The sequence below is a fragment of the Candidatus Schekmanbacteria bacterium genome (genome assembly GCA_016219965.1).
Classification (GTDB): domain Bacteria; phylum Schekmanbacteria; class GWA2-38-11; order GWA2-38-11; family J061; genus JACRJM01.
The window spans coordinates 94,064-112,933 of sequence record JACRJM010000003.1; the positions used below are offsets into that span (position 1 = coordinate 94,064).

Here is an 18,870-nt window from a genome sequence, read left to right on the forward strand (position 1 = left end):
ACAAAAAGCTTGTCATCTATTTGTCATTAAATACCAAAAATTATGACCAATTATGACAATAATCGTCAAAATAATGCCTATGTAATTAAACCTCTCAAAAAAAAACTCAATACATTCAAAGAGATTTCATTTTAAATCCTTTTATATAATTTGGCACATAGTTTGCATAAGTATCACATTGTAATCTAACCTGAACCTAATTTAAGAGCTAACTGTTACTAAAGGAGGATGTTATGTTGAAGAAGCGAAGTAAGGTGTCAGCAAAAAGGATGGGGGTTTTTCTGTTAATTTTCTTTTTTGCCTTTTCCTGTCTATTATTGACTGGAAATGAAGCAAGTGCAGCAGCGAAAAAAAATATTGTTGTGAAGATTAAAGCCTCATCAGCGGTAAAGAAAGGGGTAAGTGTTGAGGTTTCAGGAGAAAGTCTTGCAGAGCCGTTAACAAAAATCACTAATAAAGGTGGGACAGCAAAGTTCACGAAACTTGCAGCAGGGGAGTATACTATAACGCCTACCAAAACAGGATATTATTTTGTCCCCACATCAAAAACAATTACACTTGGCAAAAAAACCACAACAACAGTAAGCTTTACTGCTAAAAAATCACCGGCTGTTTCTTCAATATCTATTGACAACAGCGACGTAGAAACAAACGAAAGTCTCTCTGAAGATGTCACGGTTACAGTAAAAGACAGCAAGAGCAATGGGATTCTAAATAAAACCATAACTGCCGAAAGCTCAGACGCACTGGTCGCATCAGTATCTCCTTCTTCAAATACATCAGATTCTGATGGTGAAGCTTCATTCACTATCGAAGGTATTGCAGAAGGAAATGCAGTAATAACTTTCACAAGTGAAACAAAAACAGTAACGACATCTGTATCAGTACTTCCTGCAGACGCATCAATTAAATGGCAAACATCAGGCCATGCTGACTATACTGCAGAAGCTTTTAACCACTGGAACAGTGATGGAGAAGTATCTTCAAGTTGTGCAAAATGCCACTCAAGCAGCGGGTTTCTTGATTACGCAGAAAATGGAGAAGTGACTATTTCTCCGACAGTTGGCGAAGTAATTAACTGCCTTACCTGTCATGATGATGCTGCCATGGATTTGGAAACAGTTACATTTCCATCAGGTATGACAGTTACCAATCTTGGACATGAAGCAATATGCATGACATGCCATCAGGGACGTGAATCAAAGGTTAGCGTTGATGCTGCACTGGAAGGTATAGAAACAGACACAATATCATCAACGATCGGGTTTAAAAATATTCATTATTTCGCCGCTGGTGCAACGCTCTATGGGACACAGAGCAAGGGCGGATACGAATATGACGGAAAGTTGTACCATGGCAAATTCCAGCATGTATCAGATGCTGATACCTGCATTGAATGCCATGACATGCATTCACTTAAGGTAAATGTTAATAAATGCGCAGAATGCCATACAGATGTTACGAATGTTGAGGATCTCAAGGATATCCGCATGGCATCATCATCTCATGACTACGATGGCGATGGAAATATAACAGAAGGTGTATATTATGAAATGGTTGACTTGCAAGAAGCATTGCTCAGTGCAATCCAGGCTTATGCTACAATAACAGGAACTACGGCTATTGCATACGACGCAAACACCTATCCATATTTCATCATAGACACAAACGGTAACGGCATAGTGGATGCGGGCGAAACAAGCAAGTATAATGCATGGACACCAAACCTGATGAGAGCAGCTTACAATTATCAGGTAGCGCAGAAGGACCCGGGCGCATTTGCTCATAACTCAAAGTATATAATCGAGCTTCTCTATGATTCAATAGAAGCCCTCGGAGCAGATGTAAGTACATATACTCGCAATGACAGCGGGCATTTTGACCAGACTGGAATGCCTTTCAGGGATTGGGATCCGGAAGATCCTCTGCTTATCAACACCTCTACAGTTTCAAAATCATGCACACGTTGTCACACTACAGATGGATTCAAGTATTACATTGATCCGGATGGAGCCGACTATAGCGACGGCGCGTTAAAAACACAACCCATATCGTATGGGTTCGCCTGTGAAACCTGCCACACCAGCGATGGCTTCAAAGATGGAAGCTATCAAAGAGTATATGTTGAAAAAATAGTCTGGCCCGGTACAACGACAAACACAATAACAACAAGCAACAATGCTATAGACAGCGATCCAGATGATTCCTTCATCTGTATGAGTTGTCATAGAGGCAGAGAATCAAAAGCGACTATTGACGATGCTATTGAGAAAAATACTCTCTACGGCACAGCACTGTCCTTCAAGAATATTCATTATCTCTCTGCAGGTGCCACAGTATTTGGTACCGAAGCAAAGGTAGGATATGAATATGATAGCAAAGTCTATGCAGATCCCTTTACCCACTGGGGCGGAGATTCAGAGGGTATAGCAGCAAAATGCACATATTGTCATGCTCTGAGTGCTGAAGAACACAGCTTCGAGCCCAAACTTACCACAACATGTACGGGATGTCATACTGAGGTAACTGGAAGCGATATTGAAACAATCCGCAAGAGCCGTACAACAGACTATGATGGCGATAGCAATACAACGGAGGAGCTTAAGGACGAAATAGCAACATTGAGTGCTGCGTTATTTACAGAGATGCAGACAGTAGCTACAACCGCGGGCTTCCCGATAGCCTATGACGGCAGTGCATATCCTTACTTCTTCAATGACACTAACGGAAATGGTGTTGTTGACACAGATGAAGCTACTTCCGGCAACAAATATTCACATTGGACTGCAGCTCTGTTGAAAGCAGCTTTCAACTATCAGTACTCCCAAAAGGAACCGGGAGCATGGGCACACAACACGGATTACATAGCCCAACTTCTTATAGACTCAATTGAAGATCTTGGCGGTAATGTAAGCAGCTACAACCGTCCGTAAGATACACAGCATAAACCAAAAGCCGGGTGCTTAAAAAGCATCCGGCTTTTTTATTTTATAAGAGAAACAGCTTCTTTAGCAAAGTAACTGATAATTATATCTGCTCCTGCTCTTTTGATTGAAAGCAGACTTTCAAGCATGGCTGTTTTTTCATCAATATAGCCAAGGTTGCCTGCGGCTTTAATCATCGAATATTCGCCGCTCACCTGATATGCAGCTATTGGAACATCAAATCTCTCTTTAGCCATTTTGATTATGTCGAGGCAGGGCATGGCTGGTTTCACCATTATGATGTCGGCCCCTTCGCTTATATCAAGTTCAATCTCCCGCATCGCCTCCCTGCTGTTTGCCATGTTCATCTGGTGTGATTTCCTGTCACCTGATTTAGGTGCTGATTTTGCCGCATCCCTGAAAGGACCATAAAAGGCTGTGCTGTATTTTACTGCATAAGACATTATTGGCAGATGATAAAATCCGCCGGAATCAAGCGCCTCCCTAATTTCATGCACCCTGCCATCCATCATATCTGAAGGAGCAACTACATCAGCGCCCGCCTTTGCATGCGAAAGGGCTGTATCTGCAATGAGGGAAGCTGTCTCATCATTTAAAATCTTACCATTTTTTATTATCCCGCAATGACCGTGACTTGTATATCCGCATAGACACACATCAGTTATAACAAGGATATTGGGTACCATGTCCTTTAATTTTTTCACGCATTTTTGAACTACACCATCCTGGGCATAAGCACCGGATCCCAGTTCGTCTTTTCTATCAGGTATCCCGAAAAGTATTACAGCATTGACTCCGGTTTTCTGTAATTCCCTTGCCTCTTTTATTATCAAATCACTCGAAAGACGGAATATTCCAGGCATTGAAGGAATTTTTTCTCTTTTACCCTTTCCGCTAATCACAAAAAGTGGATATATAAAATCTTTTGCTGACAGCCTGTTTTCTTCCAGTATTTCACGAAGAATGGGATTTTCTCTCAGTCTTCTCATCCTTGTCTGTGGAAACATTCTTTATCCTCTCATAAAAAAATAAGACTCTATCGCTGAAATCATGTCAGGTATTGTAAATCTTTGCGGAACAACATTTACATCTATATTAAACCTTTTAAGCTCCCCTGCTGTAACATCTCCTATGGCGGAAATAATGGAGTGACTGCCAAGACTTTCAAACTTTTTCTTACCCGCAAGTTCGGCAAATCCCCTTACAGCGGAAGCTGAAGTGAACGTGATTATATCAACACCCAAGTCAAGTGCAATATTAAGCTTTGCCTTATTCTCTTTAGCCGGAGCTATATCATAAAGAGAAAACTCCTTTACAATAGCGCCAAGCTTTTTAAGCTCTGCAGGAAGAGTTTTCCCTGCTTGCTCTGCGCGAAAGAGAATGATTCTTTTCTTATTAATACCTGACTTTGAAAATCCCTTTAATATTCCCTTCGAAGAATATTCGTTGGGGATAAAATCAACCCTGAGCCCTTCTTTCTTCAGAGATTCAGCAGTGACGATTCCAATAGCACATACCTTAACTTTTGGAGGAATAAATTTGATTCTTTTCCCAAGAAGTTTTTTAAAACATTTTACGCCATTGGTGCTTGAAAATATTAACCAGTCTGTACATTTAAGTTCATTTAATATTTTGCTTTTTAAATACTCATTCTTCCTCTCAACTATTTTTATAACAGGAACCTTTATAGCTATTCCTCCTGCATCTTTTATGAGGCTCGAGAATTTTGCCGCTTTGTCCCCAGAAGATGTAATAAGTACCCTCTTCCCTGAAAGGGGTGAGATACTATTTAATTTATTCATCAGCCTTATAACTTTTCCTGCCATAAATATAGATGGAGAAGATATTTTCATTTTTTCAACAAGGTTCGAAATATTGCCTACTGTTCCTGCTGCAATTCTTTGATGAGCTGTTGTTCCCCTCTCGATTACCACCGCAGACATCGTCTTTGAGATTCCTTCTCCCGCAATGATCTCAGTTATCTCTCTGATTTTTCCTGCCCCCATTAGAATGATAAGAGTTCCGCCGGATTTTTTAAATGCCTGCATTTGTTTTTTTATTTGCGATTTTTGACCTTCTGCCCTTGCTCCAGTTACAATAAGAACAGATGATGAAAAATCCCTGTGAGTTACTGGTATCCCGGCTATGGCCGGAACCGCGAGAGCAGAGCTTACTCCGGGAATAACTTCAAAAGGTATATTACATGAAGCAAGCATTTCTGCTTCTTCGCCACCTCTGCCAAACAAATATGGGTCGCCGCCTTTAAGCCTTACTGTCTGTTTTCCTTTTTCTGCTTCATTGAGAAGAATCCTGTTTATTTCAGACTGGGAATCTTTTCCTGACATTGATTCTTTCCCGCAATATATAAGTCTTGCCTTCTTATTGGCATACCTTAAAAGCTTCTTATTTATCAGCCTGTCATAGACAATAACATCAGCCTTTTTCAGGCACTCTATACCTTTCAGAGTAATGAGCTTATCATCTCCAGGTCCTGCCCCAACCAAAAAAACTTTTCCTTCTTTTTTTGTTTTCATCCATTGGACCCTGTTATTATCTCTCTCGCTCCTTTTCTCATCATTAATTCTGCAAGCCTTCTCCCCAGATTCAGAGAATCAGTCTTTTCACCTTCAAGAGATTCTCGTAAAATTGTTCCGCCATCAGGTGAGAGGATGACAGCGCGGATAAAAACCTTTTCCTTCTTCACTTCTGCATAAACCCCAACAGGAACATCACAATCCGCTTCTATCTGAGATATAAATTCCCGTTCTGCTCCGACAGCACAGGAAGTGTCAGAGTGGTTTAATCTGGAAAACAAATCACCTATCCAGCTTTTACCAGTTGCAGTCTCCACTGCAATAGCCCCCTGCCCTGCTGCAGGTATAAAAATTTCCGTATCAAAGAATTCTGTGACTATACCGAGAAGGCCAAGCCGTTCAAGCCCTGCTGCCGCAAGTATTATTCCATCATATTCACCACTTCGAAGTTTCTTTAATCTTGTATCAACATTCCCGCGGATCTCTTTTACAACTATGCCGTTTCTCAGGTGCTTCAAAAGAGCACTTCTCCGCGGACTTGATGTGCCCACAATAAAACCGCTTTTAAATTCTGCCAATTTTCCCCCATTATTTGCCACAAGCACATCTCTTGGATCATCTCTTTTAAGAACCGCTTTAATTTCAAGCCCTGAAGGGAGATTGACTCCCATATCCTTAAGGCTGTGGACGCCGGCATCGATTTCACCTGATAAAATTTTTTCTTCTATTGTTCTGACAAATCCTCCTTTTGGAAGCAAATCCCCTTCCTGCTTTTTTCTATCTCCCTCTGTAGTTATTCCAACAATCTCAACTTCAACAGAGCTGTCAGTCTGTAAAATTGCGGATTTCACAATCTCGGCCTGCTTAATTGCAAGAAGACTTTTTCTGGTTCCAAGCCTGATTTTCTTCATTTCATAGAGAGATGCTAAGATTACTAAATGAGAGAATGGTGGATTTAAGATTTACCACGAAACTCCTTAGCCTGATGCACAAAAGCTTCGAGACGATTCTCTGAGCCTGACTCATCAATCCCATCGTAGGCTATGTTCAACCATGGAATATTCCCGGAATCTTTGCTCAGCCTCTTAGATATGGCGGTAACCACTGTTCCCGGCAAACATGTGAATGGAATTGCATTTATAATCCCATTCAATCCTTTGTTTATATAATCTATAGCTTTTCCTACACTTAATACTGCTTCACCATCAAATGACGGGTCTATGTATTTGCGGCTTGAATCAATAAGCACATCCGTATCAGGTTCGCATCCGTTTTTTAAAAACCCTTCGAATGTTTTATAAATTTTATGTTCATGCGTTTTTTGAACACGGTCTTTAATTATACGTTTTATATATTCTATCTTTTTTCCTCTTTCCGTATTGCGTACCTTATAGACATAGTTTGCGTAAAGGAACCACTCGCTTAGCGGAGCTACCCATGCCTCAGAGCCTAATGCTTCAATTTTTTTAACAAGTCCCTGATTCGCAAACCTGTTACTTCTTATATATATCTCTCCTACAATTCCAATCTTTGGCTTACTTCCTCTTCCATTGACCTTTATTGCCTCAAATTTTTCCCTGCAGTGATCTAATGCGGCAAGTATATCTCCCTTACATTTCATGACATTGCATACATATTTCAGGCAGTAATCGTACACAGCATCCGTTTCCCCTTTATTTACCTCGTATGGTCTTACCTGCCTTGCTGCCTTCTCAAGTACATCAATGGCTACAACTCCCTTCCATGCAAGAAGGTCAAAACCATTGCCGAACATGCTGTCTCCATAAGAATGCTGTGGCTCAAGGGAATAAATCGGAATATCTTCGTATCCGTTCTCATCGAGGAGAAGCCTCTGGAACTGGTGATACTGGCCGAACCGGCATGGTCCTTCAGCGGATGGCATAAAGAATGCGATCTTTTCAGGAGTCAGCCCGGATTGCCTTATCGCCTTAAAAAGATCTCCTGTAGTAAGTATGCAGGGATAACACTCCTTGCCTGAAGTATATTTTCTTCCAAGCTGGAGAGTTTGTCCGTCTGATTCTTCAACCACCTCAGCATCAACACTGTTGGAATTGAATGCAGCCTTGATAGCATAGGCATGGTCTGTCATATTCGGAATGAAGATAGTACGGTTTCGCGATTTAAGATTTCTTATTATTGTGGTCTTGAGATTCTCTACAGGCAGACTTACAGTCCTGTAATTGTTAAGGCTGTCAAGGAACGCTTCACATCGTGTGATTGCACCCGCATCTGCGCTGTGTTCGTCTATCTCAAGCTGAAGATATGGTTTCCCCTTCATCATATCCGCAAAGAAATGATTTATGAATGAATCAGGTCCGCACCCGAAATTTGTAAGATAAACTGCAAAAAGATTCGGATGTGATTTTATATATTTTGCAGCGGCTAAAATCCTCTGACCGGATTTCCAGTACATATTGGGATGGTAATCAGATATGTCCACGTCATCTAAAGGAAGAAAATCCATGGGAATGGTCTTTACTCCCAAAGCACGGAGTTTCTTGGGAAGCCCCAAATTCACTCCTGAATCAAGACCGTTATAGGAGCGGCTTACAAGAACCAGCGCCTTTTCATCAGGCAAAAGTGATTTTAATAATTCTGCGCCACTTTTTTTTATCATGTAATAGAAGCGCGATTGTATATCTGCCGCGACACGATAAGCTCTTAAAGCGGAACCCGAATCAGCGCCGACACTTCTTCCAATGTCAATAAAAGTATTCTTTATGGATTTTTCGCCGGCCTGGAACCTGAAAATAGGCTGAAGAATCTTTTTCCCCGCAGAATCAATCCCTAGTGAAGCGTTTATTATATAAGGACTCGCCTGAACGTACGGACATGTATGGTTTTCACAGTTCGTAGCCTTGTCTCTGTACATGCTTATAATGCTTGGGAGGAAAAGATAATCCATCTCTTTTTCGAGAAGGTCTATGACATGACCGTGGGCGACCTTTATAGGAAAACATGTTTCTGCCGCGACATTTTCAAGCCCGTTCTGGATAATTTTCTTGTTTGTCTGTGAAGAAAGTACAACCTCAAAACCAAGCTCTTCAAAGAAAGACTGCCACATGGGATAAAGCTCGAATGCATAAAGGATGCGCGGTATCCCGACTTTTTTGCCATTTCCCTTCTTCCCTGAGCCTTTATAAGAATTTAAAAGATGATTTTCCCGTTCTTCAAAGAAATCAGGCATATCATTCTTAACAATTTTTCTCTCTACATCAAACTTTTCACATCTGCTCCCGTAAAACAGGGGCTTTTCCCCATCAATGGTAACACGCCTGATTTCGCAGAGGTTTGAACAGTCAGAGCACTCAAAGGTCTTTGTTTCATAACGTCTCTTTGAAAGGTCAAATCCCTTGAATAAAGTCTTTTCTATATTGCTCTCAGCCGCAAGCATGGCAACACCTATTGCCCCTGTAACATCATGGTGCGGAGGAACTATGATCTTTTTATCTACAACTTTTTCAAAAGCAGAGATAACCCCTTTATTGTAAGCTACACCCCCCTGAAAAAATATCTTGTTCCCTATCTTCCTGTTGCCTACTACGCGGTTCAGATAATTATAAACTATTGAGTAGCAGAGGCCTGCAACAATATCCTCAGTCTTTGTCCCTCTCTGTTGATGGTTTACTATATCGCTCTCGATGAAGACTGTGCAACGTTCCCCCATCTGAACCGGATTCTTGGAATGCAATGCAATCCGGCTGAATTCTTTTTTGATATCAACCTGAAGTTTTTCAGCCTGTTCTTCTATAAATGAGCCTGTCCCGGCCGCACAAACCTTATTCATTTCAAAATCAGAGACAACACCTCCGGAAAGGCTTATATATTTTGAATCCTGACCGCCTATTTCGAAGATTGTATCAACCTCAGGGTCTATTGCTGCAGCTGCACGCGCCTGAGCAGTTATCTCATTCCTTACTACATCTGCCCCGACAAAATCTCCGATGAGATATCTGCCTGAACCTGTAGTACCTGCTCCGATCACTTCAACCTTATCCCCTACCTCGCCCGCAATCTCTGAAAGTCCCTGCCTTACAGCCTCGATAGGCCGGCCGGCAGTCATGAGATACCTTCTTGCCACCACATTAAAGTTCTCATCAATTGCAACAACATTGGTGCTGATTGAGCCAATATCTATACCCAAATAGACCTTTACTTTCTCCCCTTTCCCATATCTGCTGAAATCATACGATTTTGAAGGATCATGGAGATAAACACTTTTTTCCATATCCAGCCGGGGGAGAGTCCCAACAGAAATAACATTTTTGTCCCGGCTGAATGCTTTAATCTTTTCAAGTCCTGTAAAAGAAAACTTTTCTCTCCCCTCTTCAATAAGTGCAAGTGCAGCACCAATAGCACCGGCTACAGAATGATGTTCATGTACTATAAGTTCCCCATCATTTAATCCCAATACATCAGTAAAAGCCTTTATCATCCCTCCATTGCTTGCAACCCCTCCCTGAAATGCAATCGGTTTTACGAACTCCTTGCCGCGGGCGATTGTACTTTTGAAATTCCTTGCGACAGCATAGCAAAGCCCCGCCACGATATCGTAATCAGGAGTTCCTATCTGCTGAAGATGTATCATGTCGCTTTTTGCAAAGACGCTGCATCTTCCGGCAATTCGAGGCGGGCAACTTGATTTCATGGCAAGGCAGGCAAACTCGTCTTCTATGCTAATATTCAGCCGATTTGCCTGCTGGTCAAGAAATGAACCTGTGCCTGCTGCACATATGGTGTTAGTCGCAAAATCTTTTATTCTGGACCTTCCTGACAAATCTTTCTCAATAAGTATGAACTTGGAATCCTGTCCTCCCATTTCAATGACAGTATTTACGTGCGGATAAAGGAACTCAGCCCCTTTTGCCTGGGCAATAATCTCATTTACGAAAAACCCTTCAAGGCAATTGTTTACTAGCCTTCCTCCTGCTCCTGTGGTGGCAATTGCTTTTATTTTTCCGGGTTTAAATTCTTCAACTGCGTCGCTTAGGACTGCGGTAGCTTCTTTTACCGGTTGACCATGAAACCTTCGGTAAACAGTTTTTATCACTCTTCCGGAATTTAAATCAAAGACAGCAAGATTGACACTTATTGAACCTATATCTAGACCTATTACATATTCAGCGGAGCCATGAGCATCAGCCATAAAAATTGCTCCTTCACACAAAGAAAATCCAATACAATCTATTGATCTATCAACGCCATGGTGCTGATATTTTAAAAGGTTTGGAATAAAATGCCAAAATAACCTTTAATTTTGTGAAATATTAATTCTATTTCAGAATCTGTCAAATAAAATAAGCCATCATTTTCAGAATGCTTGACAATATCTTTTCTATTAATAGACTATAGCAATATTTTAGCAAAGGAAATAAGGAGAAGTTGATAGTGATAAATAATAATCATAGACCAATAACAGAAACTATAAAACGGGCATGGGTATTTAAAGGTACCATCAGACGATATTTTATATGCCGTTTCAAGCCCGCATATATTGAGGAACAGTTAAAGAAAAGAACAGGTTCATGCCTTCAATGCGGGAAGTGTTGTGACATGAGCATTAAATGCCCCCTGCTAAAAAAATGCAATGATACTATTTCCTGCCGCATTTATTCCTCCGGCAGACCTAAGAGCTGCATCCTCTTTCCTATTGACAGGCGTGACATTGCTGATGTCGGCAATATCTGTGGATATTCTTTTAATGATTGAACTTCCGGCTTGACAAGGCAACCTGATATATATAATATGTGAGCATATATTCAAATATAACATATATGAAAAACATTAACCTTAAGCAGAATACGTTAATAGAGGCGGGAGAAATATCATGTGAAAATCATGTTATAGACCGCAAACGTGTGGAATCCGTATCAAAACAGCTATTAAATGATACTGCGGCTATTGAGCTTGCGGAACTTTACAGAGCTCTCGGGGATGGAACGAGAGTTAAGATACTTTATACTTTATCTCTTGGAGAGTTCTGTGTCTGCGATATTTCAAGCCTTCTCGGTATGAGTTCATCTGCTATCTCTCACCAGCTCAGGATATTGAGATCCCTGCGTCTTGTTAAAAACAGAAGGGCCGGGAGGGTAATTTATTATTCACTCGATGATGAGCATGTTGTAAGGCTTTTTGAAGAAGGGCTAAAGCACATCGAACACAGATAATAAAATAGATAAAAAAATTTTTCTTTTAAATATGAAAGATTGTTCAATTAAGCACTTTGTTGAATTTTTAAAAACCGAATAAGGATAAGAAAGAATGTCATCCATTAAAACAAATTCAAAACATATAGAAGTAGTTACTAACCCAATTTCTGCATCTGACTGTTCACGCTGCGAAAATCGCTTAAGAGAGAAACTTCATACAATCCGGGGTATCGATGAGCTGAGTTTTCTTAAAGACACCTCCCAGGTAAAAATATCGTATGATCCAAATCTGATTCAGGTGGATACCATAAGAGAGATTGTAAAGAAAGAAGGAGCTCAAATTGACAGCCGTTTCAGGCACGAAGACCTTGAGCTCACTGGTCTTGACTGCCCGGACTGCGCCTCAAAGGTTGAAAAATCCATAAACAACATGAAGGGCATTGAGTGGTGTTCGGTAAATTATGCAACCTCGAAAATGTTCGTCGAATTTATGGGCGACACTGTGTCACTTTCAGAGATAACAAGCGCTGTACATTCCTTCGGTTATGACATACGTGATGCCGGCACTTCAACAACAGACAGGAAGATGGTTTTCAATATAAGAGGCATGGACTGTGCTGATTGTGCGGCAAAGCTTGAAAAGCAGATGAACAATCTTGACGGAGTGCATGAAGTCTGGGTTGATTTCAATCTTTCCAGAATGACGGTAAAATATAAGGAACTGCCTGGAATGATAGACAGGATAATACATCTTGTCGACAAAGCCGGCTATTCGGCAATTCTGCTAAACGAAGACACCGGAAAGAGCCTTTCCATAATCTCATGGATTAAAAAAGACCGGAAAGCAATATCCACCTCAATCTGCGGGCTCTTCATTCTTCTTGGATATATGGGACGGTTCACTCCTTATAATATGCTTGAGTATATTTTCTTCGGCCTTGCAATGCTGGCAGGCGGCTTTTATACCGCAAGGGCAGGATTCACCGCTTTAAGATATAAAACAATTGATATGAACTTTCTGATGTCTATCGCTGTTGCAGGTGCTGTAGCCATAGGTGAATGGGAAGAAGCCGCAATGGTAGTTTTTCTCTTCTCTCTTGGTAATGTCCTTCAAAACTACACAATGGATAAGACCAGAAACTCCCTTAAATTCCTGATGGATCTTTCTCCAAAGGAGGCAAGAATCAAAAAGAGAGAAACCATAATCTCTGTTCCGGTTGCGAACGTGAACATAGCGGACATCATGATAGTACTGCCGGGAGAAAAAATCGCCATGGACGGAATAGTAACCTCAGGGGAATCAGAAGTAAATCAAGCCCCAATTACAGGTGAATCCATTCCGGTTGTTAAGATTGAGGGGAACGAGGTTTTTGCAGGAACAATAAACGGCTCTGGAATGATGGAGGTAAGAATTACCAAACTATATGAAGAGACAACTCTTTCAAAAATAATTCACCTTGTAGAAGAGGCACAGGCTCAAAAAGCCCCATCCCAGCTTTTTGTAGATAAATTCGCAAAATATTATACGCCTGCTGTTATAATAACAGCTACCCTCATAGTCGCCTTGCCAGTATTGTTATTTGGTGGTTCATTTAATGACTGGTTTTATAAAGGATTGATGCTGCTTGTCATATCCTGCCCCTGCGCCCTTGTGATTTCAACACCTGTATCCATTGTATCCGCAATAGGAAATGCATCACGCAACGGAGTTCTTATCAAAGGTGGCGCATACCTCGAGGAAGCAGGGAAAATAAATGTCGTGGCTTTTGACAAGACCGGCACCCTTACAAAAGGACATGCCGGGATTACTGATATAATAGGTCTTAACGGATTAAGTGAAACTGAAGTCCTTCAGTATGCTGCATCAATTGAACAGCGCTCAGAGCATCCCATAGGCAGGATAATAAAGATGGAAGCAGATGTAATGGGATTGACACTTTTCCGCGTATCAAAATCAAAGTCGCTCACAGGAAAAGGAGTTGAATCTGAGATAAACGGAAAACTTTACTATGTCGGAAGCCATCGCCTTGCAGACGAGACAGGGATTGAGCACACAAGAAGCGAAGAAGAGCTCATGGAAGAACTTGAATCGAGCGGGAAAACTGTGCTTCTCGTTGCTGACCAGAAAAAACTCATCGGGATAATTGCTCTTCGTGACATGATAAGGGAAGAAAGCAGACATGCGATTGCAGAACTTAAATCAGCAGGGATTAAAAGAATTATAATGCTTACCGGGGATAACCGGAAAACTGCAGAAGTCGTTGCAAAAGATCTCGGCATAGATGAATTCAGGGCACAGCTTCTTCCGGAAGACAAAGTAGATGCTGTAAAAGAGCTTAGAGCCCTGTACGGCAATATTGCTATGGTAGGAGAAGGGATAAATGATGCACCTGCACTTGCCGCATCTGATGTTGCAATAGCTTTGGGCGTTGCTGGGACTGATACTGCACTTGAGACAGCAGACATAGCGCTCATGTCCGATGATATGTCAAACATTCCCTTTACGCTCAAACTCAGCAGAAAAGCTCTTGGTATAATAAAAGGTAACATAGCTTTTTCCCTTATTGTAAAGGCGGCATTCTTTGTTCTTGTATTCTCAGGGCTTTCAAATCTCTGGATGGCCGTGCTTGCAGACACAGGGACATCACTTATAGTTATCGCTAACGGTATGAGGCTTCTGAGATTTGGTTCAAAAAGAAAGAACATCTCCGAGCTTGAACATGCCCATTCACATGAAAGCGAAGAGACTTGCGGATGCGGGCAGGACCACGATCATGAACATGATGAAGATGAACACGAACATATGGAAGCGTCAGCATGCGGTTGCGGACATGACCATCACGAACATCATGAAGAGCATGACCACGAAGATGAACATACTCATAAAGAATATTGGGAAGAGGATGAGCACAAAGATGCTCATTATTCAGAGTGCGGATGTGGACATGACCACGAACACGGGCATAAGCATTAACAGCTAATCAAATATATGCTGCTATTTTGCATACAGTTTTCATATTGAAATTTCTCTTCAGATAAACTTGCTTCCATAAAGAAAAAAATCTGGATATTACTTTTCAACTAAGCTATACAGAAAGCCTTTGGTAAAAGGGAATGTGTCAGCAGTTGAAAGTTCTGCGGCTACTATAAGAAATAACATTCTGATACCGGTAAAATTCCTATGGAAATAAAAAAAGAGCTGATTAAGTGTGCTGATGAATTAGGAAAACAGCTTATTGCATTGAGCGGCAAGATTCATAATGCTCCTGAGCTTGGATTTGAGGAATATAAAGCAGTCGAATGGCTTACAGGTTTTCTTAAAAAAAATGGATTTGCCGTAAAAAAAGGGATCTGCAATCTTCCGACAGCCTTTTCCGCAACATTCGAAACCGGAAAACCGGGAATTAAAAAACCTTCAATAGCATTTATTGCTGAATATGATTCTCTGCCGGGAATAGGTCATGGCTGCGGTCATAACATAATAGGTCCTGCAAGCTGCGGTGCTGCCATCGTATTAAAAAAGATCATCTCAAAACATGGTATCAGCGCAAAGATTCATGTAATAGGAACACCTGCAGAAGAAGGGGGCGGCGGAAAAGTTCATTTGATTAAACGGGGAGCTTTTGCCGGGATTGATGCAGCCATGATGATTCATCCTGATATTAAGACCCGCGTTCGGAGCGATTTTTTAGCCAACAAACAGGTGCGATTCCATTTCTATGGCAAAGCCGCGCATGCTGCGGCATCTCCTCATGAAGGAATAAATGCACTTGATGCAGTTATTCTCACATTTAACAGTATCAATGCAATGAGGCAGCAGCTTACACCGGATATAAGGATTCACGGGGTAATTACAGACGGAGGTGTGAGGCCAAATGTTATCCCTGATTACTGCTCATGCTGGTTTTATGTACGGTCAAAAGAAAAAAAAGATATTTCTGTTATCTTCAATAAGGTAAAAAATTGCGCATCCGCGGCGGCAAAGGCCACTGGATGCCGGTTTAAAGCGGAAGAAGGAGAAGTAACATATTTTCCAATGAAGCATAACCCTGCCATGGAAAACCTCTTCAGGAAAAATCTTGAAATAATAGGAGAACCTGAAAATCTAACAGACATCAGGGGGGCAGGCTCGTCAGACATAGGAAATCTAAGCCATGTAGTCCCCACTATACATGCTGACATCAAAATAGGAGATGGACTTAAGGGAATCCATACGGAGGAGTTTTGCAAAGCTGCCATCTCAAAATCAGGAAATAAAGGTTTAATAAGAGGAGCCTCTCTTCTTGCAATGACAGGATACGACCTTCTGTCAAATCCCCAAAACTTGAATAAAGTAAAATTGGAATTCAGAAAATATTAAATGGGACTTATACACTCCATAATACTGGGAATGATTCAGGGGTTAGGGGAATTCCTGCCTATATCAAGCTCAGGACATCTTGTCGTAATCCCTCAGATATTGAGATGGGAAGACCAGGGATTAGCGTTTGATGTTGCATTACATATTGGGACATTGTTTGCAGTTATTTATTATTTCAGGCAGGAAATAGCAAAATTAATCTTTTCCTTTGCTGAAGGAATATTCAGTTTTAGTCCTTTCTCAGACAAAGACAGCCGCTTTTGCTGGTATATATTAGCTGCCACAGTCCCGGGTGCAGTTGCAGGATACCTTCTCGAAAAGCAGGTTGAGACAGTCTTTAGAAACCCGGCAATTGTCGCAACCACCATGATATTACTTGGAATCATTCTTTTTTACGCTGACAGAAAGACAAAAGTTTCAACCATGCTTAACGAGATTTCCTTTGGAACTGCTATGATAATAGGTTTATCTCAGGCATTAGCTGTAATCCCCGGAGTTTCAAGGTCAGGCATTACTATATCAATGGCACTTCTTCTTAATATGAAAAGAGATGACGCAGCAAGGTTTTCATTTCTTCTTTCTATCCCCATTATTGGAGGAGCAGGTCTGCTTGAAATAAAGGAACTTTTCAGGACAGGATTTTCATCAGACATTTTAACAGGAATGGCTTCTGCTGCAATTTTCGGATTTTTGAGCATCAAATATCTGCTCGCATATGTGCGGACTAAAAACTATCTCCCATTTGTCTGGTACCGTTTTTTGTTTGGAGCAATCGTACTGGGATGGATTTTCCTTTCCAGATGACTAAGTTGACTTTATAAGTAATAATAGCCAGCTTCACTTATTAAACCAGATAAAATCCAAACAACATCAATTTCAATAACAAATAATAATCATTATTTATCAATAAGATTATCTTGACACATACTATAATTTTCTACTAAACTAATCCCTAGTAAGATAATAATATTTAAGAAACAGGAGATTTATATGCTTAACATTAAAGAAAACATAGCCCAGCTCATTGGCAATACTCCATTAGTGAAACTACAGAGAGTCACAAAGGGAATAGACGCAGATGTTATCGTAAAGCTTGAAAGCTTTAATCCCTTTAACAGCGTCAAAGACCGGATTGGCGTCAGCATGATTGAAGCCGCCGAGAAAGCAAACTTAATTGATAAAGATACAGTTATAGTTGAAGGTACTAGCGGGAATACAGGAATCGGACTTGCATTCGTATGCGCAGCAAAAGGATATAAATTGATACTTACGATGCCTGATTCCATGTCGATTGAAAGAAGGATGCTGCTTAAGGCATTGGGGGCTGAGATAATACTTACGCCCGGCGCAGAAGGGATGAGAAGGGCTGTGGCAGAAGCAGAGGAAGTTGCGAAAAGATATAAAAAATCTTTTATTCCACGCCAGTTTGACAACTCTGCAAACCCGGAGATCCATTACAAGACTACCGGCCCTGAAATATGGCGTGATACTGACGGGATGATAGACATACTCGTCGCAGGTGTGGGAACGGGAGGAACACTTACCGGTACAGGGAAATATTTACGGGAAAAAAAGCCGGATATTTATATTGTTGCAGTTGAGCCAAAGGGCTCTCCAGTACTTTCCGGAGGAAAACCAGGTGCACACAAGTTACAGGGGATAGGCGCAGGGTTTGTACCCACAATCCTCGATACCAAGATTTACAATGAAGTTTACACTGCAAGGCTTAAAAGTTCCGTTGATATGGCAAGAAGGCTCGCAAAAGAGGAAGGCATTTTCGTAGGAATATCGTCCGGAGCCATTGCGTGTGCCGCACTTGAAATTGCAGGAAGAAAAGAAAACAGAAAAAAGAGAATAGTGGCAATACTTCCTGATTTCGGAGAAAGATACCTTTCAACGTTCCTGTTCAAAGAGGAAGAACCTCTGCCGCAAGAGTAATAAATATAAAACAACAACTTTATTTTTTGAGGATTAAAATGGCTATACAAGAATTAAAACTAGACAAAGAAGTACAGCAGAAGAAGGCTTTAAGATACATTGAAATTGACAAGAAAATAGGAAATATCTTTGACAACTTTCTGGCTGATCTTGAGTCGAGGATATCCAGGGGAAAAGAAGACCCAAACATAATTTGCAGGGACACTCTCCTGGACCTCTATCTTGGGAAAGAATACAACTACGATGAAATAATAGAAAGCAGCAAAGCCTCTTTAGCTCTTAAAACCTCAGTTGCAAACTTCGATTCAAGAAATATAACATTCGAAGCTGAATATTATGACAATATTGATGAAAAGAAATTCCATGCCGTAAAACCATACATATGGCTATGGATGATGTTTGACCGCTCGCCTGCCGGCAGGAACCTTCATCTCGGATTTCCAATGAGAAGACTGCTTGCAAAAAAGATATTCAAAAAGTGCGGAAAAAACTTTAAAGCCTTTCAGGACATAGAACTTTCCTTTGGATATAACATTTCAGTCGGCGACAACGTAGTAGTACACAGGAAAGTGCTCCTCGATGACAGGGGAGAAATCATAATAGAAGACGGCGCATCAATATCGGATTATGTCAACATCTACTCCCACTCGCATTCCATATTTGATGCAGGCGATGTGACTTTAGGGAAAACCATTATCCACAAGGGATCAAGACTTACATACCACTCCACAGTTTTATCAGGTGTACGTGTCGGGCAGGATTCAATGGTAGGCGCAATGGGTCTTGTGACAAGGGATGTGCGTAACTACCATATCAATGTCGGAATCCCTGCAAAGAGCGTTCGTGTGAAAGAAGGAGTCTGTCTGGATATATGCACTGACAAGACGTGCAAGACAAAGGGAAAACCGCACTCAAAGCATTAA

Annotated in this window: 12 protein-coding genes; 8 read left to right on the top strand and 4 right to left on the bottom strand. The window is 41.1% G+C overall.

Annotated elements, in window-relative coordinates:
- Nucleotides 1-233: 233 nt before the first annotated feature.
- On the top strand, nt 234-2,933 hold the full coding sequence (locus HZA77_02685; protein ID MBI5374311.1) for a hypothetical protein: 2,700 nt from the start codon (nt 234-236) through the stop codon (nt 2,931-2,933).
- Between the two features lie 50 nt (nt 2,934-2,983).
- Here the strand turns inward: HZA77_02685 and hemB are convergent, their stop codons facing one another.
- From hemB to HZA77_02705, 4 genes are read right to left on the bottom strand one after another with little or no spacing between them, the layout of a single operon-like run.
- On the bottom strand, nt 2,984-3,952 hold the full coding sequence (gene hemB, locus HZA77_02690; GenBank protein MBI5374312.1) for a porphobilinogen synthase: 969 nt from the start codon (nt 3,950-3,952) through the stop codon (nt 2,984-2,986).
- A 3-nt stretch (nt 3,953-3,955) separates the two neighbouring features.
- A complete protein-coding gene (cobA, locus tag HZA77_02695) occupies nt 3,956-5,479 on the bottom strand; it encodes a uroporphyrinogen-III C-methyltransferase (protein ID MBI5374313.1) in 1,524 nt (507 codons plus the stop codon).
- A complete protein-coding gene (gene hemC / locus HZA77_02700; protein MBI5374314.1) occupies nt 5,476-6,390 on the bottom strand; it encodes a hydroxymethylbilane synthase in 915 nt (304 codons plus the stop codon). The genes cobA and hemC overlap by 4 nt, the downstream gene beginning before the upstream one ends.
- A gap of 44 nt (nt 6,391-6,434) precedes the next feature.
- Nucleotides 6,435-10,646 carry a CoA activase gene (locus HZA77_02705; protein MBI5374315.1) on the bottom strand — a complete coding sequence of 1,404 codons (4,212 nt, stop codon included), beginning with the start codon at nt 10,644-10,646 and terminating at the stop codon, nt 6,435-6,437.
- A 266-nt stretch (nt 10,647-10,912) separates the two neighbouring features.
- On the opposite strand from HZA77_02705, the gene HZA77_02710 reads away from it, so the two are divergent.
- The 7 genes from HZA77_02710 to HZA77_02740 all read left to right on the top strand — a co-directional run bounded on the left by HZA77_02710 (nt 10,913) and on the right by HZA77_02740 (nt 18,870).
- Nucleotides 10,913-11,209 carry a hypothetical protein gene (locus HZA77_02710; GenBank protein MBI5374316.1) on the top strand — a complete coding sequence of 99 codons (297 nt, stop codon included), beginning with the start codon at nt 10,913-10,915 and terminating at the stop codon, nt 11,207-11,209.
- Nucleotides 11,210-11,274: 65 nt separating this feature from the next.
- A complete protein-coding gene (locus tag HZA77_02715; GenBank protein ID MBI5374317.1) occupies nt 11,275-11,667 on the top strand; it encodes a helix-turn-helix transcriptional regulator in 393 nt (130 codons plus the stop codon).
- Nucleotides 11,668-11,761: 94 nt separating this feature from the next.
- A complete protein-coding gene (gene cadA / locus HZA77_02720; protein ID MBI5374318.1) occupies nt 11,762-14,623 on the top strand; it encodes a cadmium-translocating P-type ATPase in 2,862 nt (953 codons plus the stop codon).
- 207 nt (nt 14,624-14,830) lie between these two features.
- Complete coding sequence (locus HZA77_02725; GenBank protein ID MBI5374319.1) at nt 14,831-16,009, top strand: M20 family metallopeptidase; 1,179 nt, start codon at nt 14,831-14,833, stop codon at nt 16,007-16,009.
- The gene (gene uppP, locus HZA77_02730) at nt 16,010-16,813 is read left to right on the top strand and encodes an undecaprenyl-diphosphatase UppP (protein MBI5374320.1); all 804 of its coding nucleotides are present in this window, start codon (nt 16,010-16,012) and stop codon (nt 16,811-16,813) included.
- A gap of 186 nt (nt 16,814-16,999) precedes the next feature.
- Complete coding sequence (gene cysK / locus HZA77_02735) at nt 17,000-17,947, top strand: cysteine synthase A (protein ID MBI5374321.1); 948 nt, start codon at nt 17,000-17,002, stop codon at nt 17,945-17,947.
- 38 nt (nt 17,948-17,985) lie between these two features.
- Nucleotides 17,986-18,870: an acyltransferase gene (locus HZA77_02740; GenBank protein ID MBI5374322.1), complete on the top strand. Its 885-nt coding sequence runs from the start codon at nt 17,986-17,988 to the stop codon at nt 18,868-18,870.

Excerpts from the sequence above, each read along its gene's own strand:
- HZA77_02685 (MBI5374311.1), top strand. The coding sequence starts at position 234 with ATGTTGAAGAAGCGAAGTAAGGTGTCAGCAAAAAGGATGGGGGTTTTT.
- hemB (MBI5374312.1), bottom strand. The coding sequence starts at position 3,952 with ATGTTTCCACAGACAAGGATGAGAAGACTGAGAGAAAATCCCATTCTT.
- cobA (MBI5374313.1), bottom strand. The coding sequence starts at position 5,479 with ATGAAAACAAAAAAAGAAGGAAAAGTTTTTTTGGTTGGGGCAGGACCT.
- hemC (MBI5374314.1), bottom strand. The coding sequence starts at position 6,390 with ATGAAGAAAATCAGGCTTGGAACCAGAAAAAGTCTTCTTGCAATTAAG.
- HZA77_02705 (MBI5374315.1), bottom strand. The coding sequence starts at position 10,646 with ATGGCTGATGCTCATGGCTCCGCTGAATATGTAATAGGTCTAGATATA.
- HZA77_02715 (MBI5374317.1), top strand. The coding sequence starts at position 11,275 with ATGAAAAACATTAACCTTAAGCAGAATACGTTAATAGAGGCGGGAGAA.
- cadA (MBI5374318.1), top strand. The coding sequence starts at position 11,762 with ATGTCATCCATTAAAACAAATTCAAAACATATAGAAGTAGTTACTAAC.
- HZA77_02725 (MBI5374319.1), top strand. The coding sequence starts at position 14,831 with ATGGAAATAAAAAAAGAGCTGATTAAGTGTGCTGATGAATTAGGAAAA.
- uppP (MBI5374320.1), top strand. The coding sequence starts at position 16,010 with ATGGGACTTATACACTCCATAATACTGGGAATGATTCAGGGGTTAGGG.
- cysK (MBI5374321.1), top strand. The coding sequence starts at position 17,000 with ATGCTTAACATTAAAGAAAACATAGCCCAGCTCATTGGCAATACTCCA.
- HZA77_02740 (MBI5374322.1), top strand. The coding sequence starts at position 17,986 with ATGGCTATACAAGAATTAAAACTAGACAAAGAAGTACAGCAGAAGAAG.